The sequence below is a fragment of the Pseudomonas sp. TE3728 genome (assembly GCF_056279145.1).
On sequence record NZ_JBWBQT010000001.1, the window covers coordinates 3,903,297 to 3,923,868 of the forward strand.

The 20,572-nt window shown below is 53.9% G+C and carries 15 protein-coding genes and 1 pseudogene; 3 read left to right on the top strand and 13 right to left on the bottom strand.

The genetic code is table 11. The features are described 5' to 3' along the window. Positions 1-7 precede the first annotated feature (7 nt). The 3 genes from ACZ89R_RS17075 to ACZ89R_RS17085 are packed head-to-tail and all read right to left on the bottom strand — an operon-like array spanning position 8 to position 2,204. Positions 8-679 carry a uracil-DNA glycosylase gene (locus ACZ89R_RS17075; RefSeq protein WP_429545153.1) on the bottom strand — a complete coding sequence of 224 codons (672 nt, stop codon included), beginning with the start codon at positions 677-679 and terminating at the stop codon, positions 8-10. 5 nt (positions 680-684) lie between these two features. Further along, entirely contained in the window at positions 685-1,896 is a 1,212-nt protein-coding gene (locus ACZ89R_RS17080; protein WP_429545152.1) for a nucleoside triphosphate pyrophosphohydrolase family protein, read from the bottom strand. Positions 1,897-1,925: 29 nt separating this feature from the next. Beyond that, positions 1,926-2,204, bottom strand: coding sequence for a DUF4031 domain-containing protein (locus ACZ89R_RS17085; protein ID WP_046718789.1), 279 nt, complete (start codon positions 2,202-2,204; stop codon positions 1,926-1,928). A 44-nt stretch (positions 2,205-2,248) separates the two neighbouring features. On the opposite strand from ACZ89R_RS17085, the gene ACZ89R_RS17090 reads away from it, so the two are divergent. Further along, entirely contained in the window at positions 2,249-2,635 is a 387-nt protein-coding gene (locus ACZ89R_RS17090; RefSeq protein ID WP_429547842.1) for a helix-turn-helix domain-containing protein, read from the top strand. 830 nt (positions 2,636-3,465) lie between these two features. On the opposite strand, the gene ACZ89R_RS17095 is transcribed toward ACZ89R_RS17090, so the two are convergent. From ACZ89R_RS17095 to ACZ89R_RS17110, 4 genes are read right to left on the bottom strand one after another with little or no spacing between them, the layout of a single operon-like run. After that, positions 3,466-4,722 (bottom strand): hypothetical protein, encoded by a 1,257-nt coding sequence (locus ACZ89R_RS17095; RefSeq protein ID WP_429545151.1) that lies wholly within the window; start codon positions 4,720-4,722, stop codon positions 3,466-3,468. After that, positions 4,703-5,290, bottom strand: coding sequence for a hypothetical protein (locus ACZ89R_RS17100; RefSeq protein ID WP_429545150.1), 588 nt, complete (start codon positions 5,288-5,290; stop codon positions 4,703-4,705). The genes ACZ89R_RS17095 and ACZ89R_RS17100 overlap by 20 nt, the downstream gene beginning before the upstream one ends. Continuing rightward, entirely contained in the window at positions 5,283-7,478 is a 2,196-nt protein-coding gene (locus ACZ89R_RS17105) for a hypothetical protein (RefSeq protein ID WP_429545149.1), read from the bottom strand. The genes ACZ89R_RS17100 and ACZ89R_RS17105 overlap by 8 nt, the downstream gene beginning before the upstream one ends. Next, complete coding sequence (locus ACZ89R_RS17110) at positions 7,471-9,300, bottom strand: hypothetical protein (RefSeq protein ID WP_429545148.1); 1,830 nt, start codon at positions 9,298-9,300, stop codon at positions 7,471-7,473. The genes ACZ89R_RS17105 and ACZ89R_RS17110 overlap by 8 nt, the downstream gene beginning before the upstream one ends. 163 nt (positions 9,301-9,463) lie before the next feature. Between ACZ89R_RS17110 and ACZ89R_RS17115 the strand changes: the two are divergent. Further along, positions 9,464-10,762, top strand: a pseudogene (locus ACZ89R_RS17115) (YifB family Mg chelatase-like AAA ATPase); the annotation flags it as partial. Between the two features lie 112 nt (positions 10,763-10,874). Here ACZ89R_RS17115 and glyA read toward each other — a convergent pair. From glyA to ACZ89R_RS17130, 3 genes are read right to left on the bottom strand one after another with little or no spacing between them, the layout of a single operon-like run. After that, on the bottom strand, positions 10,875-12,140 hold the full coding sequence (glyA, locus tag ACZ89R_RS17120; RefSeq protein ID WP_429545147.1) for a serine hydroxymethyltransferase: 1,266 nt from the start codon (positions 12,138-12,140) through the stop codon (positions 10,875-10,877). A 34-nt stretch (positions 12,141-12,174) separates the two neighbouring features. Next, positions 12,175-13,029, bottom strand: a complete 855-nt coding sequence (locus tag ACZ89R_RS17125) for a YggS family pyridoxal phosphate-dependent enzyme (RefSeq protein ID WP_429545146.1) — start codon at positions 13,027-13,029, stop codon at positions 12,175-12,177. Beyond that, positions 13,029-14,279, bottom strand: coding sequence for a benzoate/H(+) symporter BenE family transporter (locus ACZ89R_RS17130; RefSeq protein WP_429545145.1), 1,251 nt, complete (start codon positions 14,277-14,279; stop codon positions 13,029-13,031). The genes ACZ89R_RS17125 and ACZ89R_RS17130 overlap by 1 nt, the downstream gene beginning before the upstream one ends. Positions 14,280-14,432: 153 nt before the next feature. On the opposite strand from ACZ89R_RS17130, the gene pdxR reads away from it, so the two are divergent. Next, a complete protein-coding gene (gene pdxR / locus ACZ89R_RS17135; protein WP_429545144.1) occupies positions 14,433-15,932 on the top strand; it encodes a MocR-like pyridoxine biosynthesis transcription factor PdxR in 1,500 nt (499 codons plus the stop codon). 42 nt (positions 15,933-15,974) lie between these two features. Here the strand turns inward: pdxR and ACZ89R_RS17140 are convergent, their stop codons facing one another. The 3 genes from ACZ89R_RS17140 to ACZ89R_RS17150 form a co-directional block, all read right to left on the bottom strand. Next, positions 15,975-17,189 carry an aldose 1-epimerase family protein gene (locus ACZ89R_RS17140; protein ID WP_429545143.1) on the bottom strand — a complete coding sequence of 405 codons (1,215 nt, stop codon included), beginning with the start codon at positions 17,187-17,189 and terminating at the stop codon, positions 15,975-15,977. 264 nt (positions 17,190-17,453) lie between these two features. Next, positions 17,454-19,430 carry a methyl-accepting chemotaxis protein gene (locus ACZ89R_RS17145; RefSeq protein WP_429545142.1) on the bottom strand — a complete coding sequence of 659 codons (1,977 nt, stop codon included), beginning with the start codon at positions 19,428-19,430 and terminating at the stop codon, positions 17,454-17,456. Between the two features lie 185 nt (positions 19,431-19,615). After that, positions 19,616-20,536: a LysR substrate-binding domain-containing protein gene (locus ACZ89R_RS17150; RefSeq protein ID WP_048396276.1), complete on the bottom strand. Its 921-nt coding sequence runs from the start codon at positions 20,534-20,536 to the stop codon at positions 19,616-19,618. Between the last annotated feature and the right edge of the window lie 36 nt (positions 20,537-20,572).

Sequence of the window (20,572 nt, forward strand, 5' to 3'; positions counted from 1 at the left end):
GCAATCGTCAGAGCAGCGAAGCCTGACGACTTTCTTGGGAAAACTGAGGGTGCAGATCGTAAAGTTTGGCCATCCCTGCGCGGAAGTCTCGGACTCCCCCGTAGCTCGGATGGCGAATGGTTTCTATGGGCAGGCCGAAGCGCGACGCATAGTGCGCGGCGTCCTGGCCAATCGCGATAATCTTCCTGATCCTAAGCCAGCTGAAAAGCTCGCTATTAAGCTCATCCACCAAAGCCAGTTCTTTTGCGCTGAATTTGCGGTTGGTGAATGGGTTGCCGGGTTCATGTGGATGAAATGGGAACACATTCCACAGCAGGGGAGGAATATCGATGGCCTTCAGGACGGCCCAGATCTCTGCAGCAGTCCGTTCGGCGATTGCTGGTCCTCGGGTTGCCTGTTGTGACTCACATCCTGGATACACGCGTGTCATTTCGCAAAGGTGGAATTCGTCGGTAAGGGCCAGCCCGGTCCGACGTCCACCGCGATATCCCAGATCACGACCCATCCAGATGGTGTCGGTGCCTAGATCGGATACAGCCTGAAGATAGGTTTTCAGGTTTTTGCGACGAGAGGCGGCCGCGCCCGCGCGATCATGCACAGGGCAGGTGTCTGCGTACGGGTTGAACACATTGTCGAGGCTGAATTCAGACAAGGCCTTTACGAAGGATGTAGGGGTCATTGCGTTTAGGCCTCTTTGAGGGGCTTGTGAAAAGTCAGCGTCCCTTCAGTAATGTTGACTACCACCGAGCCTCCTCGATGCTCGCGCAGTTCGCGGAACATTCTGAAACCTTCGATGATGGCAAGCTCCCACTGCCAAAGCTTGCATCGCTCAACCTCGTAACCCCGAACCATCCCTTGGATCTGCTTGAGTAGGCCGTAGTCGAGACGTCCAGGTTGAGTTGCTGCGTAGTAGTCATATTTTTTCGCGTGATCGAAAATCCAAGTGGCGATGCCTTCTTCAATGATCGCTGCGCGAGCGCCATCGTCGTTCTCATCCTTGGCGGGGTCGGATTTCCGTTTGCGCTTGAGCAGTGCTCGCAACACTGGTGACCAACCCAGATACGCCACATAAGCCAAATGGAAGACATCGTGGAAGCGATAGTCGTCAGGCTCGTTGCTGTTGTCTGTAAGGCGGTCACCGATATAGACGCCATTCAGGCGCTGAACCACATGCTTGTTCTGGCCTTCGCCGCGTTCAATGAATTCGATAGTGAATTCGCGCTCGAACTGCTCATGCTCCGGAAAGCCTTCATCGAAAAGTGGAAATTCACGCTTCTGGTCACTTGGCCAGCGACTGGCCGTTTTTTCCAGGTTTCCCAAGGCCACATCTTCAAGGTTCAGGTTGAAGCTGGAGCAGGTCTTGGCGAGCTCCGACAACAGCTGTCCGAAATAAGCCTCGCGCTTGGGTGGCGCCATACTTGCCAAGCTGGCATGCGACATTTCAGCCAGCACGCCGGCGCTTAGCGCAAGCTTACCCAGCTGCGTTGGGCGGGGGATTGTATCCTCATCGCGCTGTGTTTCGATAAGACCGTCTATCTGACGGAACGTAATGGGCGGCGCGGGAGCTTTCTTGCTTTCGCCGAATTCATCGCGAAGGACAAGGATGCAGTGCTCCCCGAGAGCGTCGGCGGGGATTTTCAGAAGGTGCGCCGCAATGGTCAAGTACCACAGCGCGTCGCCCAGTTCTTCTGCGGCCAAGTCGTTTTGTGCGGCCTGCAAGCGGTCACGACCTGCTTTTTTCACGGAGGAAAGTAAGCCACCAATCTCGCCAAAATATCCGAAACGAATGTATTGGAGGCTATCGGCATCGTCCTGGAAGCGCATGCTCTCCCGCGCTTTGAGCATGTACTTGGCTACGGTAAGTGCCACAGGGCGCGGCTGAGGTACGGGCGCCATCTATCCTCCTTGATCATATTTATGCTGCTTCAGGCTAATGCCAGCAACTGCTGCCGTAGCTCCATCTTCAGCTGCTTGCAGCGACCGACGATTGTCTCGCGATCAGCATCGATTGCCCCCATTCTCAGCGCGCGCTCACGCACCGAAACGGTCACATCGTAGTGCGGATAGCCCTTGGATTGGAACCAGCTTTTGCGCAGGCCCAACCGAGTGGCGAACGAGTGAAGTTCATCCAGGGTATCCGCTGCCAGGTGGCACCAGAGTTTGCCCCGCCACAGGATCTCTTCTGAATCCACGTAGACCGCCATACTGCTCGCCTTCTGTGAAAATATGTGCAAATATTTTGCACATTATGGGAAAAAAATTCAACTCCTCATCAGACGTAGCCCTCGTTGGGGGCCAAATTCGTCAAGCCCGCCTAAGCAAAGGTCTTACGCTTGTAGACCTTGGCCGCGCCGTCAACGTACACCATTCTCAGATTTCTCGTTACGAGCGGGGGCAGATGAGCAGCATCGGCAAAAATTTGCATAAAATATGCACATTTCTGCAAATTAAAGAAGATCCGCAGCAGTATTCAACCGGTACCGCGAGCTTAGGGCAAAAAGTGGACGAGCTGCTTCGAGTTGCCCCAGGATGTGAGCCAGCTGTGACTAAGTTGGTAGAAGCATTGGAAGAGCTTATTGCAGCGGCACTTTCGCCTAGTAAATCTGCGAATCGCTCTGTGCCTTCGATGGATTAGCATTCATCGATCCTTCTCCTGCTTGGAACGGAGCCAGATGACAAAAGCCCAAGTCGGTCGCATTTAACTCGAAAAATTTGCATCTATTTTCAAAACCTACAAATGCGGCGCGTCCCTGGCCTCGCTTCCGACGCAAGCGAGCCTGCGTTTGACGTTTTTGCCAACTCCCAATCTGAAAGCGGCCGTTCATCGGCAAAAATCATCTGATCGTTCTCCGCGCACACTTAACTCTCCCAAGCTCTCACCTCCTCCCTTGACCACGTCGGAGTTGCCGGTACTGCGAGAACGGCTTAAGACCGCCCTGAAGGATTAGATTCTTACCTGCGTCTCTGTTCGACTGAGGGTAGAGGGTAGGAGATGTTTAGTAGAGGACGGCCTAGGATAAAGCTCAAAAGAGTTCGGTGGCTGTTCATTCGGGAGTGTCATAAATATTGTGTTCGGGCATAACATGCGAAGTGCACTCGACTCGACGACCCATTTGCATTCGACGTGCTCAACGACGCAATCCATCAGGCCCTGTGCATGGCCTAAATTGCCCCGTAATCGATCACATTGTCAGAGGGAGAGTCGGTGCCGTTGAAATAACAAGACTTTTTGACACATTCCTATTGGGAGCAAAGGCGCAGACCTGGTTGCCTGACTGTGACCGTCAAACCTGGTCTAAAAGAGAACTTGAGGACCTGAAGCCGCCTTCATCTAGATCTCATATCAGGCGCTCGACGCAAAAAAGCAGATGCACGATATTTAGATTTTCAGAGTATGGTTTTACCCGGCTAGACCGTGTCAAACAAATTACTTTAGGATCAGAGTGTCATAAAAATAAGATCGCGTTATTGATTCACGGTCAATTCACGCAAAAGCTGCAATTGTCGATTAAGCTCAGAAATTTCTTTCTCTAAATGTTTTATTTTTGACTTAGTGTCTTTTGGCAGCTTTTTATCAAGCCTAGAAAATGCGTCAGAAATATATGTATAGAGCGAATTATGGTTTGCCTGACCAACTTTAAGAGCTACAGCTGCCGCAACGGACTCAATAGAGGTGTCCAACTTTAGTTCTATTCTAAGCATAATTTCACGCTCAACCTCGTCGTTTATAAATTTATGACGAAATACATGTATTGATCCTTTCGGCATACCCGATAAACGCATGGCCGATGCGATAAATCCTGTTATGGCTCTATTCGTAAGTGGCTTACCGGTCCTACTTGAAATAAAAAGCCTATCTTGTGTAACAAATGCCGGCACTTTGAGTCGTCCGAGGAGCGCCTTTCGAGGCCCCTCGATATATTGGAGGATGGACGAAACTAACTGAAAAGGAAAAATATACGAAAACTGATAGCCAAATTTTTGAGATGAAGGCACAACAACTAGATCAACTAAGGCTTCCTCATTTTCCAAGGCTGTAAAAAATTGCGCGCAAGTCAGTGAATTAATAGATGCCCTGCGCATTCCCAAAGTATCAGCAATATCGAGAACCAAAGTGTTGCGCGAAGCAAGATAGTCATCAGTGAGGTTATTGAAATGAGAAACCATTTCTTCTTTGACCTTACCAGTTGCAGCCTTCACTGGTCGATGCTTGCTTGAAGCGCCACTTAACGGGAATAGTAAGGGGTACATCAGTTTTTGCGTGCGGTTCCTGTCATGTTTACCAGCAGATGAGTTCATACTTGAACGAATGTTGCAGCCTGATGGACCAATTAAATTTTTCGGACCAAGGCGATATTCCTGATACCATAACATAAAATTGTAAACGGATTTTAGGCGACTATTGACAGTTCGTCTTTGCACCTTCTCAGAGACTCGATGACCTATTCGATCTCTCAAACGTTCGAATTCTGACTCCCGAAACTTCCTAAGTTTCACATCGTCTATATCTGTCAACCAGACAGAGTTCTCGCAACAGAAACTCATAAGCCTTACGACATTATATATGGCTGTCTCAACCGTTAAATTGGACAAGGCACATTGACGACCCAAGTAAATGGAATAATCCGTTAATTCCAGAATTATTTTTCCGTTGTTTCGCCATCGCGCCACAACGTAGCGTCCCCCTTTTACATCGAGCCAGCTAATTTTTATTGGGGGCATTATGGACTACTCGCAAACCCGTTACCTTCGTCAATTTTTTTTTCAACTCGCAATTCTCATTTTTAATGGCTTCGTATTCTTTTCCCGAGGAATCTCGAAAACTGCGAAAATCATCTACTAGCGCTTGGTATTTTTCCTGGGAGGCGATGGTTCTCTGAGTCCAATCTGAATGTTCCATCCGGAGGCTAATCAATTCTTCTTCTAGGGCACGAATATAATTGTTGAGCTCTGAAATCTCACGTTTAAGCCCCTTTAAACGCTCCCCTTTATCGCGAGTCTTATGCACAGTTTTCGCCAGTAATGCGATCGTTACCTGTACTTCTGCTCTCAACGCCGGATAATTATTTATAGTATCATTAGCATTTCTAAAAATAGGAGGAAGAAAACTACGGACTACAGGGCTATTTTGAGATAAATCCCACCCATTGAATTGTCTAATTGTATTTGGATAGTATTCAGCCCTGCCTTCGGAATCGAGGGGTATCGATTGCGTCCACGTCTGAAGAATTTCCTTTTTGAGTATTATATTTTGCAGTGCTGCTTGCTTATTGATCTCACCTCTATTCATGAGTTTTACTCTCACTATGAAACTGTATGATTCTATCGAGGTTCGCTATCTCACGAATTAAATGCTGTGCTATAGCTGAACCTTTTTGTGCACGATCTAACTCTGAAAGTAAAAACACATGATCTTTAACCATATTTTGTATATGGTACTCATTTAAATATTGAAATGGGCAACCATGGCACACTGTAGGGCTAGCTAACTCAGGGCGCAGTATTTTGGTCACTGGGGAGCTGCAGCGAGCAGATGTACTGTGCCTGCTCGGCGATGCCACGCATAGACTATGGCGAAAAGGGTTAGGAAGATGCCCCCTACTTAAAAACCGATCAGATACCACTTTAGCTTGCTCGTTACTAGTAAGGTTGACAAACTCCACTGAGTTCAAATACTTCCTGTATACGGTTTTCAAAAACTTTGTAAAACCACCACGCCCATTTCCACCACTCAACGTGTACTCTACAAGCTCTGCCATTCGGTCTTTTGCTACATCCAAAAGAGATTCTTCCAGATCCTCGCAATGTTCAGTGTAAGCCTTTCGTACTGTCGCAGGATTGACCCCATATAAATTGAAAATTGAATTTAATTCTCCCTCAACCGCTGGATCAGTTATATATGTAACGGTTGCCGTAAAGCAGTCGTGTTGATACTGATACGATAAAGCCTGCACTTCAGGAAGTTCATGCCGATACATAAACAAAAGACCATAAAGGCGCCTAAACATATGTGCAGACACTTCAAGTGAGTGACCCTCAGGAAAAATATAATCAAAGAACTGCGCAACATAACCACGCCTCGAGTCACTAAAAATGAACCAGCATGGCTCCTGGCCTATGCCCTCACGCTCACCAAGACGCCGATAGCAAAAAAGGTTTTTTTCTCTGTCACTGATGATTTCCGCTTCCCGTCCAAGCGCACGATCAACCTTTGTAAACTGATCCTGAATTAACTCGAGCACCTTTATTGCGCGATAGCTGATACCGTTTATAAAAAAAACAGAATAATCTAATAGCGTTTTTTCAATATAAAACTCGGCAACATACAAATCCAATTCTTCACTCATGACCGTAGCGCAGCCATAATGAACACCGAATTTTTTGTGCTGTATTTCATCGCGTCTACGTGCGTTGCAAACAGCCAATACAACAAAGCATGCATTCATCAACAACAAAATCAAACCACAGACATAATTACCGCCAACATTAACATTATTACCCTTCCCTATTTTGTTGGGGGGGATCAATTTATCCATCCCAGACTCCAATACAATTTTCTCTATTTCGGAACCCAGTTCGAATCTTCCTAGCTTAAAATTCTTAATCACCGACTTAGAAATATTTCCGAGCAACAACACCAACCCATCAGCCAATGACAATATAATTTCGAAGGATCCAGCGAATAATGACGCAGCATCTTTTGGACCTATATTTGGCGTCCTTAAAGGAATAGACGTTAAGGCTCTACAAAGTGCAAGAATATTCAAATATGGATATTGTTTAAGGCCAATACCACCCGCCAATCCGTGAAGATTATTCAATGCCCCAAGAAGGTGCCGCATAGAGCTGTAACCAAGCGGCTTCATAATTAACTCCAAACAATCTCCTTCCGAAAACCTCGAATTGTAATGCTGAAAAATTAGTCCGAAGTCTGCTCCGTCTATATTGGTCGATAGCGCACATCCAAATTCACTTTTAGATAAAATCGAGCCGGTGGATTGGGAGACAACACGATCAATCCTTGCCTCTATATTTAAAATCCCTATCCACCCAATCTGCGAGATAACTTCTGCAAACGTACGCATAAAATCGTGAGGAACTGAAGACAACTGTAGATAGTTCATCATCCAAAAATATTCAAAAAACTTTATGCACTGCCTTGCTTGTACCCTTGCGCGATCATGGCGCCCTTTGGAAGATCTAGTCCTGAACATAAAATCGTTCAAGAACAGTATAACTGCGCAGGTCAAATCATCTCTGGACAATAACGAGGTTGGCAAATCATAAACATCGTTAGGAGGAAGCCAAAATATTTTAAGGTCGAATACAGCGAAATCTTTATGTGGCTCATCGACTCTTGTGTCATGGCGCTTTATTTTTACAACCCCAACTGCATCAAGTTTTAGATCAGGGTGCAGACCAAGCCTTTCTATTTGCTCTATTACATAAACACTGAAGCCCGCCGATTGCTTACTCATTTCTCACCGCCTCTTCCGCCTCATCTAGGATCGCTTTATACCTTGAATTCTTAATATAATCAAAAAGACTCAACACATAGGCCATTGCATCAAAATGGTATTTTTGAAATGATGCTGAATTGCTACTTTCAAGGCGGCGCCAGTTATTCAAATAATAGTGTTTTTTGCGCACCAAATCTCTTATCGAATTATTGTCAATTATGATTTTCCGATTCTTACACCCCCCGCTACAATGGCAGGTTAACGCGGCACACACTCCGTCGAAGACTAGAGCATTATCTGGCGGATTAAACTTATCGATGCAATAGGAACCATCTCCAATCGCACTAAAGAGCTCCGGCTTAACGCGACCAGCATCAAATTCAAAATTACCTTTACCACTTTCCACCAATCTGAATATCACCGTGCTCTCGAGCCTGCGTGAAAACTCAAGATTCATTGATGAAAACATCCTGCGACTTACTAGACTATCTAAATAACCTACTGTTGTATTTCTGCTTCGATGCCCAGCTTTACGCCGAATGCTCTCAACGTTTCTCCCCTCCAGCCTGTCTCTCTCAAATACTTGATTTCTTATATCACCATACGAGAAAGGAGGTATTCGATGCCTAGAATAGAAATTTTTCTTTGGTATGATCCCTATAGCCTGCTTTGCATAACTTGCTTTATTTACTCCAACAAACCAAAATAACTGTTCCTCTGGCGTTATTAGACCCTGCTTCACCAATGAATCCCTGTGCCACATTAGAGTTTTCATTGCGTCATATGCTGGCTTCATATCACTTTCAATGTAGACGGACGGTGTGAAATCATCCGTCTTTTCTTTGAAACCCTGCAGCTTCCAATATCGACCCTTGTCCTCAACGTTATCTTTCTCCATGCCGATAAGCGCCCCGGCATTCCAACCACTTGTGCACAGCAACAAAATAAATATCGACTGAAGTTCTGCACCAATACATCTATACGGTATATGAAGACAGAGACCCGACTTCTTGAAATATGGTGAGTAGTCACCCAGGACACGCTTCAAGACCTCGTCAAGTTTAGAAAAGAACTGCGACTGCTCGAACTGTAAGCTTTCGCCTCCGTTAGACTCATAGACCTCCATATAAGCCGAGACTATTTGTTCATCACTATACTTAGCCCTTTCTTGAAACCACTTAGAGTTAATTGCTTTGTGTATAATTTGCCTTTCGACCAATTTTATCAATTCACGAGGAGCGCGCTGCTCTTTCAGGGCATTGAGCTTATCGCGTGCCTTTTTAAAGAATTGTACATCTTCGTAACAAGCACTTTTAAGGCGCTCTAGATCCGCGGAAACTTTCTCTTTCGTCTTAATATACAGTTCTTGGTAAGTTTCATGAGACAAGGCGCCCAAAGGTTCTTTACAGAGCCCATCTGCACCCTCTACTAGGTAGTCACTAAGCAAAGTACTCGGAGCTCTCGGGTATACAAGTGATGTCTTAAACTTTAATGCTCGTCTATCCAGTTCGCTGTCGGGAAAAATCTGCCCCAGTCCTTTACAGCAAACATGCCTAAAATCTTTCGACACAGTGTACTTATGCCTCTCGGACATATTTTCCGATTTGAGAGCCGACTCTATCAATCCGAAAAGATATGACATTTGGCTCACATCGACTTCATCCTTGGTGGGTTTGAGCAGCACAGCGATTTCCTGACTCGCCTCTGCAAGCTTGACGACATACCTCAAAGAATGAACATGTCCGGCCAGGGACCTTCTTTCTGACCGTACAGCAAAAAAAGCTTCTATTGCCTCTATAAACCATGCCCCTTCTGGTAGGACTGCTTCGTCCCACTCCATCTCGACCTCATTGAAGTACGTGCGGCCATACACTATGTTGGTGCAGGGGATTGAAAGGCTTGGACACATAGCTTTGCTCAACCAGAGTGGGGATGACAGGGCATGTACTTAGGGATAGCAGGTTTCAGCTACCTTGCTCATCGACCAAGCTACATTTCAGCAGACCTTGAATCTCGCCCCGGCCGACCTGCCAAAGGATGGCGGGCGGTTCGATCTGGCGATTGCCCTGGGAATTCTGTCGGCCAGTGTGCAAGTGCCGACATTGACGCTGGATGATGTGGAGTGCCTGGGAGAGCTGGCGCTGTCGGGCGCGGTGCGGGCGGTTCGTGGGGTGTTGCCGGCAGCGCTGGCGGCGCGCAAGGCCGGGCGCACGCTGGTGGTGCCGCGGGCAAATGCCGAGGAGGCCTGCCTGGCTTCGGGGTTGAAGGTGATTGCGGTGGATCATTTGCTGGAAGCGGTCGCGCATTTCAATGGCCACACGCCCATCGCCCCCTACGCTTCCAACGGTTTGCTCTACGCCAGCAAACCCTATCCAGACTTGAACGAAGTGCAAGGGCAACTTGCGGCCAAGCGAGCCTTGCTGATTGCGGCGGCGGGCGCTCATAACTTGCTGTTCAGCGGACCGCCAGGAACGGGAAAAACGTTGTTGGCGAGTCGTCTGCCAGGGCTATTACCGCCATTGGCCGAGAGTGAAGCACTGGAAGTCGCGGCGATTCAATCGGTCGCCAGTTGTGTGCCGTTGAGTCATTGGCCACAGCGCCCCTTCCGACAGCCGCACCACTCCGCTTCAGGCCCGGCGCTGGTAGGCGGCGGTTCGAAACCGCAACCCGGCGAAATCACCCTCGCCCACCATGGCGTGCTGTTCCTCGATGAGCTTCCGGAATTTGATCGCAAGGTATTGGAGGTGTTGAGAGAGCCACTGGAATCCGGCCACATCGTGATTTCCCGTGCCAAGGACCGCGTACGCTTCCCGGCACGCTTTCAACTAGTCGCGGCGATGAATCCTTGCCCCTGTGGATATCTTGGCGAGCCCAGTGGTAAATGCAGTTGTACGCCGGACATGGTCCAGCGTTACCGCAACAAACTGTCGGGACCACTGCTGGACCGCATCGACCTGCATTTGACCGTAGCCCGGGAAAGCACGGCGCTGAACCCGATCAAGGCCGGTGACGACACTGCCAGCGCTTCTGCCCTGGTCGCCCAGGCCCGGGAGCGTCAGCAGCAGCGTCAGGGCTGCGCCAACGCCTTTCTCGACCTGCCAGGGCTACGCCTGCATTGCGCGTTATCCAAAGCAGATGAAGGCTGGCTGGAAAGCGCCTGCGAGCGACTAACCCTTTCGCTTCGTGCAGCTCACCGCCTACTGAAAGTTGCTCGCACCCTGGCGGATCTGGAACAAGTAGACGCTATCAGTCGCAGCCACGTCGCCGAAGCACTGCAATATCGGCCATCAGCCCCCAGCTAGAGACGCAACAGGTTGGCATCGGATGCACCCGTTCGTCCCAGGCGCCTTGCCGCGCGCCTGGTTTTTCGCCCAATGATGGACATCAGCCTGGTAATAGCCCGGAGTAACAGGGTTAACGATAGACAGGATGACGGCGGCAGAGCTCCACCACCTGTTCGCGCACGTGGTGCCCGACCCTTTCGCTGTCGCCGTTTTCCAGGGCTTCCAGTACGTCGCACAACCAGCCCGCCAATTGTTCACATTCGATCACGCCGAAACCACGGGTGGTGATGGCTGGGGTACCGATGCGCAGCCCGGAAGTCACGAACGGTGAGCGCGGGTCGTTGGGCACCGAGTTCTTGTTAGCGGTGATGTAGGCATTGCTCAGGGCCGCATCGGCTTCCTTGCCGGTATAGGGCCTGTCGGACAGGTCGATTAGCATCATGTGATTGTCGGTGCCACCGGAGACGATCTTGTAACCCCGCTCCTGCAGCACGGCCGCCATGGCCCGGGCGTTGATCACCACTTGGGTCTGATAGGTTTTGAACTCGGGCCTCAGTGCTTCCTTGAAAGCGACGGCTTTGGCGGCGATCTGGTGCATCAATGGGCCGCCCTGAACACCCGGGAATACCGCAGAATCGAGTTTTTTGTAGAAGGCATCATCTTGCCCCTTGGACAAAATCAAGCCACCCCGTGGGCCCCGCAGGGTCTTGTGCGTGGTGCTGGTGACCACATGAGCATGCGGCAATGGGTCCGGGTATTCTCCTGCGGCGACCAACCCTGCGACGTGGGCCATGTCGACCCAGAAAATGGCTCCGACCTTGTCGGCAATCGCCCGCATGCGCGCCCAGTCTTTGTACCGGGAGTAGGCGGAAAAACCACCGATCAGCATCTTCGGCCGGGTTTCCAGCGCGATACGCTCCATCTCGTCGTAGTCAAGAAAGCCCGTCTCCGGGTCAAGGCCATAAGGAACGATCTTGTAATGACGGCCCGAGAAGTTTGAAGGGTTGCCGTGGGTCAGGTGGCCACCTTGGGCCAGGTTCATGCCCATCACCGTATCGCCGGGATTGATCAACGCCAGGAATACCGCGGCGTTCGCCTGTGCACCCGCATGCGGCTGCACGTTGGCGTAGTCGCAGTTGAACAGGGCCTTGACCCGCTCGATGGCCAGGCGCTCGGCCACATCGACATATTCGCAGCCGCTGTAGTAGCGCTTGCCTGGATAGCCTTCGGCATATTTATTGGTGAGCACGGTGCTCTGGATTTTCATCACCAGAGGGCTGGCGTAATTTTCGGAAGCAATCAGTTCGACGTGGTCTTCCTGACGATGTTCTTCGCTATGAATCGCCTCACACAGCTCGGCGTCGAATGCTTCAAGGGTCAGCGTTGAGTCGTACATATGAAGGGGTCCTTGGTTGGGAAAGTAAGCCGGTTTACAACGGTGCAGAGGGCATCGGATGGCTTCCTGTGTGCTCATCACTTCCCGGACGGGCATCCGCGGTCGGCCAGTAGTAGGCATCCGGCATGGCACGTGCGCCGAAGATGGCCTGACCGACACGCACCACGGTCGCCCCTTCTTCAATGGCGATTTCGAAATCACCTGACATGCCCATGGACAGTTCCTCCAGCCCGACGCCCGCCGGGGCGTGCTGGCGCAAGCGCTCGCGCAGTTCGCGCAGCCGTACAAAGCAAGGGCGGACACGGACCACGTCGGCCGAAAACAGCGCCAGTGTCATCAAACCACGCACCCGTAACGCAGAGAACGCCGGCAGGGCGTACAAAAAGTCCGCGACGGCTTCGGGCGCCAAGCCGTATTTGTTGGCTTCGCCGGAGGTATTGACCTGAACGAACACATCCAGCTGGCGCCCCTCGATGTGCAGGCGACGATCCAGAGCCTCGGCCACTCGCAGGCTGTCCAGCGCCTGAAACTCACTGGCAAAACGCGCCACCTGCTTGGCCTTGTTGGTTTGCAGGTGGCCGATAACCGACCATTGCAGATCGGCCAGATCGGCCATGGCCTGCGATTTGCGCTGCGCTTCCTGCACTTTGTTCTCACCCAGTAGCCGGCAGCCGGCGGCGTGGGCCAGACGCAGATGAGCTTCGTCAAAGGTTTTGCTGACCGGCAGCAGGCGCACACTCGCCGGATCACGTCCGACCCGCTGACAGGCATTGGCGATTCGCTGCTGCACGGCTGCCAGGTTGCGGCGAAAGTCCTCAACGCTGGTGGCCTGTGGGTAACGGTCATGACGCTCGTGAAGGGTGACGGTTTCTTCCAATTGATCGAGCATCAGTGGGTGACTCCTTTGGTCGTCGCAACAGCGTCGGCAGCCGGAATGACCACTGCCTCGCGACGCGGCAAGCGCCCATTGAGTAAGGCGTAGGCCGCCAGACCGATCAGCAATCCCCAAAACGCCCCACCGATTCCCAGCAAGGTGATGTTCGCGGCGCACGCCAGAAAGGTGATCAGCGAGGCTTCGCGGGTTTTGACGTCAGCCATGGCACTGGTCAGGCTGGCGCCGATAGTGCCGAGCAGGGCCAGCCCGGCCAGCGTCGTAATGAAGGTGGGCGGGAACGCCATGAACACTGCAGCGAGGGTCACCCCGAAAATCCCTACGAGGATGTAGAACAATCCCGCGGCAACCCCGGCGACCCAGCGCTTGGACGGATCCTCCGAGGCTTCCTTGCCGGTGCAGATGGCCGCAGTGATCGCCGCGACGTTGAAGGCGTGGGAACCGAAGGGTGCCATCAGCAGTGAGCCCAGCCCCGTGACAGTCAGGATAGGGTTAGCGCTGGTACTGAAACCATCGTTGCGCAGTACCAGCATGCCCGGCATGTACTGGCCGGTGAGGGTGATCAGAAACAGCGGCAGCGCCACACTGAGCAGCGCATTGATCGAAAACTCAGGCTGGGTGAATACCGGAGCCGCGAATTGCAGCGCCAGTCCCGACAGTTCTACACGGCCCTGCGTCAGAAGAAACGCCAACCCCAGCACCAGAATGCCCACCACCGCGTAGCGCGCGGTAAAGCGCTTGAGCACAACGTAAGCGGCAATCAGCAACCCGACCAACACCGGGTCAAGACTCATGCCACCAAATGCGCCGATACCGAACGGCAACAAGATGCCGGCCAGCAGACCCGCAGCCACACCCGGCGGAATCAGGCGGATGACTTTTTCGAAGCAGCCGGACAAACCCAGCAGCACGAAGGCGGCGGCTGAAATGATGTACGCACCTACTGCCTCGGCGTAGGGCGTAGTCGACAGCGCGACGACCAAAAAGGCCGCGGCGGGTGTCGACCAGGCAGTGATGATCGGCTCACGACTCACCCAACTGAGAAACAGCCCGGTAATACCCACGCCAATTGACACCGACCATACCCACGACGCTGTCATCTCGGGGCTGAGCCCGGCGATTTTGGCAGCCTGAAAAACCAGGATGAACGTGCCGCCATAGTTGACGATGACTGAAATCAGCCCGGCGACGATCGGATGCAGAAGATCGCGTAAACGCAGGGGCGATGGGGATGCTGAAGAAGACACGATTGCTTTGCTCCTTGCAAAACGAGGTGTTGGCCCGGGCGAGGGGATTTATAGCGCTGAAATGACCGAGCGCAGAGGCAGTGGCGAGGGGCGGATTCTACGGATAGGATGGCCTGCTACTACAGGCCAATTTATTCAATCAGGGCAGACCGCATGGCTAGAACGTTCGAACTGGAAACGCTCAAAATGCGCCTCAGCGATGTCGAGTTTCAGCTGTTGGATCTGCACCAGCGGATTCAACGCGCATTACGTGCATTGATCCTCGAAGGCGCCCTTGACCCAGGCTTGAAGCTGCCTGCGACTCGGGTTTTGGCCAAGTCACTGGGGATTGCCCGCGATACCGTTGAGAACGCCTATGTGCAACTGCACCGCGACGGTTTTATCGTGCGGCGCGAGGGGGCTGGCAGTTATGTCTGTGAAACGCTGGGTACCGAATTGCGCGGCGCAGCCCGCCGACGCATCAAGGCGCAAGAAGTCAAAAGCAACCAGGCGGCACCGGGGGCTGGATTGAGCCAGCGCGGGCGGATGATCTTCGACAGTGGCGGTGTGACTGATCAGCAGGTGATCAAGGCGTTTGCGACCGGCCTGCCGGAAACCCGCACTTTCCCCACCGATGTCTGGGAGCGCCTGCAACGCCAGGTGATGAAGGACTATCGCGCCAACGTGCTGCTGCACGGCGACCCGCAAGGTGCCGAGCCGCTGCGCAAGGCCATCGCCACCTACTTGAACCTCGAACGTGGGGCCAAGTGCTCCGCCGACCAGATCCTGGTGCTTAGCAGCACTCGCCAAGCCCTCTTTCTGTGTGCGCAGTTGTTGGTGGACGCCGGCAAACCGATCCTGCTGGAAAACCCGGGTTATTTTGGTGCCAGGAAAGCCTTTGAAACCGCCGAGACCAAGGTTCTGCCCATCGATGTCGATGAACTGGGCATACGCACCGACCTGCTGTACGCCGATCGCAGCGGCGCCAACTGCGTCTATGTCACGCCTTCTCATCAATACCCCACCGGCGCGACCTTGCCGCTGGAACGCCGGCTCGAGCTGATCAACTGGGCCGCAGAGAAGGGCAAGTGGATCCTCGAAGATGACTACGACAGCGAGTTTCATTACGACGGGCAGCCGACCGCCTGCGTGCAGGGCCTCGATAAGTACCAGCGCACTCTCTACCTCGGCACCTTCAGCAAGACCCTCTACCCCGGGTTGCGAATGGGCTACATGGTCTTGCCCCACGAGTTGATCAAAGCCTTCACCTACGCGCGCAGCATGATGGACGGCCATACGCCCCAAATCCTGCAACTGACCCTGGCGCGTTTTATGGAAGACGGCCATTACAACGCCCATGTCCGGGCCATGCGCAAGCTCTATGCCGGGCGCCGAACCATCATGCTCGACGCCATTGGCAAGCATTTGGACGGCATCGTGACCGCCTTGCGCCCCCAGGGCGGGCTGCAAATTCCCTGCCTGCTGCATGATGGCTGGTCGGAGGAAAAAACCATCCGCCAGGCAGCCAGCGCGGGCGTGCGGCTTTCCGGCCTCAGCCGGTTGTACGCCGGCGATCAGAAGAAACAAGGTTGGCTATTGGGTTACTCGTCCTTGACCGCTTATGAAATCGAAGCCGCCATGCTGCGCCTGGCCAATGCGCTGAAAACCAGGTAGAGCAGCGTCAAGCGGCCAGTGGCCCAAGGCATAGAGTCAGCATCACCCCTTGGTCAGATCAACCAACGGCGTCTGCCGCACCTCAGTCTCCCGCCCACCCTGAATCTCGCTCACCCGCTGCAACGCCTTATCCACAGCCGCCTTATCCGCCAACAAGCTGTAGCTGATCCCGAACTGCTTCTGTTCCTTCGGCCCAATCGTCGGCACCAGGTTCAGAGGCCGCTGATACCGGCGGTTGTAGGAAAAACTCGTCCCCGGCTCCAGCCCCGTGACATAGCCCTGGCCTTGGGTATCGGTGTTTTTCCACAGGGAGAACACGGGCAGTGTTTGCGTATTGAAGCCGACCGAAACCCCCAGGCTACCGGCCTTGTTATGCAGCACGGTCAACGTATCGCCCTTGGCATCGGCATACGGCACCACGTTGTAAACCGTTTCGTCGTAGTCCTTGGTCGGTGCGCGGTAGGTTTGCCAGTCCGGCAGATCGCCTTTGGCCTTGTCGTTGAACGGCGACACCTGTTTCACCGGCGCGGCGAAGCGGGCGCCCTGTTCCAGGAACGGGGTGCTGAAGTTGCTGTGATACAGCGCCTGGTATTCCTTCGGATAGTCGCCGTTGTTGGTCAGGGTGTCGTTGAGGGCGAACGCTACGCTGCCGGGTTCGGTAACCAGTTCGGTTGCGACGGAGAAGTCGACTTTCTTGAACGCCTGCTCTTTCAGCTCACCGCGCAGGGTGATGGCGTACGGCGGTTTTTCATCGATGTGCAGGGTGACTTTGTTCGCAGGAATGTTGGCGGCGCGACCGTGCAGGGTCAGCAGTTCGCCGTTGCCGATGCCGGGGTGGCCGACCCATTCGTAGCCGCAGCGGGTGACCAGTTCGTTGAAACCTTCCAGCCAGCCCAGGCCACCGCGGCCGTTGAGTTCGATGAAGGCTGGATTGACCACTTCCTTGACCGGCGAATCCCAGCCCATGCGCACATTGCCGACCGAGGCCTGCAAGACGTTCATGCCACGAGTCGGCACCACCGAGAGTTTCATTGTGCCGTTATCGATGTCGACGATACTGACGCCCTCCTGCCGCCCCCCGTGCAAAGTGCGCAGGGTGACACTGAAGGGTTTGTCGGTTTTCACGCCGAGTTGCTGGCTGGTGATTTGCCAGTTCTGGGCGGCTTTGTCAGTGTCGAGCAGGACGTAATCCCAGGCCAAGGCTTGGGATGCAGCGGACAGTGCGCTGAGGGCAACGAAGAGTTTGAGCGGGGTCATGGCAGCAGCCTTTCTTGGAGTTGTGCCAATTTTATAGACTTGAAGAAACGTTTCAGCAAGCATAAAAATCGAGACACTGGTGCTAAATTCCAAGGACGACCACTAGAGAGGAATTGATCCGCAGATTTGGCAAATCGGGAATTGAGTCGATGCCATCGCGAGCAGGCTCGCTCCCACATTGGATCGAAGTGAACACAAAATTTGTGAACACCCGAGATCAACTGTGGGAGCGAGCCTGCTCGCGATGGCGATTTCGGCAGCGACTCAACGAAACCGGTCAACCTCATGCCGCAAGTCCGCCGCCAGCTTCTCCAGCTCTTTAGCAGTCACAGCCAGGTTCGACACCACTTCGCGCTGTTCACTGTTCGCCAAGGCGATGCTTTGCAGATTGCTGCTGAGCAAGGTCGCGGTGCTGCTTTGTTCCTGGGTCGCGGTGGTGATGGCGGCGAATTGCTGACCGGCCGAACGGCTTTGTTCATCGATCCGTGCCAGCGCCGAAGCGACGTTGGCGTTGCGCGACAGGCCTTCCTGCATCAGCACGTTGCCCTGCTCCATGGTGCTAATGGCGTTGCCGGTTTCCTGCTGAATGCTTTGGATCATCCCGGAGATTTCGTCTGTGGCCTGGCGGGTACGTGAGGCCAGGTTGCGCACCTCATCGGCCACCACCGCAAACCCACGACCTTGTTCACCGGCGCGGGCGGCTTCGATGGCGGCGTTGAGCGCCAGCAGGTTGGTTTGCTCGGCGATCGCGGTAATCACCCCGACAATGCCGCCGATTTCCTGGGAGCGCTGCCCCAAGGTATTGATCACCGTCGCGGTGCTGTTCAGTGCACCGGCGATTTGCTCCAGGGATGAGGACGCTTCGTCCATCGACGTACGACCGATCTGGGTTTGCTGTGCGTTTTCCTGCGCCAGTCGCTGGGTGTTGCCCATATTGTCGGCGATGTTCAACGAGGTGGCGCTGAATTCTTCTACGGCGCCGGCCATGCTGGTGATTTCGCCGGACTGCTGTTCCATCCCTTCATAAGCGCCACCGGACAAACCGGACAACGCCTGGGCACGGCTGTTGACCTCTCCCGAGGCCTTACGGATGTGCTCGACCATGGTCGACAGGGCCTGGCTCATCTGGTTGAAGGCGCGGGCCAGTTGGCCGATTTCGTCATTGCTCGACACGTTCAGGCGCACACTCAAATCACCGGCACCCAAGGCTTCGGCTTGACGCACCAGATCACCCAGTGGCGCCAGTTTGCTGCGCAGCAACCAGACAGCCGAGCCGACTGCCAGCAACATCGCCAGCAGGCTGCCGATCGCCAATTGAATACCGACGCTCCAGGTCACCGCGCGGATTTCGGTTTTCGGCATGCTCGCCACCACCGACCACGGCCCGCCTTCGAACGGCACGGCAACACTGTAAAAATCTTGCGACGTGTCGTTCCAGAAGTCGCCTTTGCCCGGCGTCTTGGCCAGACCGACAATGCTCGGGACCGCCTGATCCAGCGCTTGTACACCGGCAATCGGCACCAGCCATTTGCCTTGTTCATCCAGCAACGCCAGGGAGCCGGTCTGGCCGATGCGGAAGCGTTTGAGGTTGGCGAACTGCGCGTTCTGCGCGTCGGTGTAATCGAATCCTACGTACAGCACGGCAATGATCTTGCCGCTGCTGTCGCGTACGGGGGTGTACTGCGACATGTAGAAGCGTTCGAAAAGCAACGCTCGCCCCACATAACTCTGCCCCGCCATCAAACGGGCGTAAGCCGGGTTCGCGTGGTCGAGCAGCGTGCCAATAGCACGGCTGCCGTCTTGTTTGGTGACATTCGTGCTGACCCGAATGAACTCCTCACCACTGCGCACGAATACGGTCGCGACGCCTGCGGTCATCTGCTTGAACTCGTCGACTTCCGCGAAGTTGTTGTTCAACACTTCACTGCCCAAGTGCAGGCCCGGGGTCTGCACACCCGCCACGTTCACCGGCTCATCCGGATGCACGCTCAAACCGGCGCTGAAGCGCTTCTCGAACAGACCGGCCAGGCGCTGGGTGCTTTCACGCAAAGTGCCGTGAAAGGTGCTCAACTGATCGGCAAGCAAGCGGGCCTCACTGGCCAGATGCTCTTCGCGGGTGGCGAGGTTCGCGGTATCCAGCGAGCGCAGGGCGAACACGGTACTGCCACTGATGACAATCGCCAGAATCACGGCAAGCGCAAGACCCAGCTGTGAGGCAATCCGAGCACGAGGTTGAGACATGACAGCTCCTGACCCAGTGGCCGGATCATTCTGATCCCATCGCACACTCGGCAAAATTTCTGATGGTGGGGAAAACGCGGAACCTGCACGAAGGTCCTATCAGCAGATTTTCGGCGGCAAAGCTGAATACTTGAGTAATTAACGGGGATATGGCTCAAGGCCGCCATTGCGGCGGCTCCATCGATTCAGCCCAAGCGTTCGACATCCGGTAATTCCATGGCCCGGACTTCGCCCTGCAGGAAATCGCTGAGGCGGCGCAAACGTTCGCCGCCGGGGCGGGTTTTCGGCCAAACCAGATAATAATTCTCACCACTGGCGACGGCCGTCGGCCACGGCAAACTCAGACGTCCCTGCGCAACATCCTCCGCCACCATCAGCAAATCGCCCATGGACACGCCGTAACCTCGGGCGGCGGCAATCATGCCCAACTCCAGCGTGTCGAACACCTGCCCACCTTTGAGCGAGACTTGATCGGTCAGGCCCATGCGCTCCAGCCAATTGCGCCAGTCACGGCGGTCCGGCGTCGGGTGCAGCAACTCGGTACTGGCCAGGCGTGCAACGTCCCACGGTTGATCCTTCAGAAGATTCGGCGCACCCACCGGAATCAGCTCTTCGGGGAACAGGAAAGTCGCCTCCCAGTCCGGGGGGAAATGTCCGTTGCTGAGGATGACGGCGCAGTCGAAGGGTTCATGGTTGAAGTCCACCCTATCGATGTCCATCCAGGCGCTGGTCAATTGCACCTCGTTGCCCGGTCGCAGGTGCCGAAAACGACTGAGCCGCGCCAACAGCCAGCGCATGGTCAGGGTCGATGGGGCTTTCATGCGCAGAATGTCGTCCTCGGCACGCAAGGTATTGCAGGCCCGCTCGAGGGCGGTGAAGCCTTCGCGAATGCCGGGCAGGATCAGCCGCGCCGATTCGGTCAGTTGCAGGTTGCGCCCGCTGCGATGAAACAGCCGACAGGCGAAATGCTCTTCGAGCGTACGAATGTGCCGACTGACCGCACTTTGGGTGATCGACAGTTCTTCGGCGGCGCGGGTAAACGAGCTATGCCGCGCTGCTGCTTCGAATGCTCGAAGGGCATACAAGGGAGGAAGACGACGGGACATCAGGCAGGCTCCTTTAGCGCGATCGCACCAACTTAT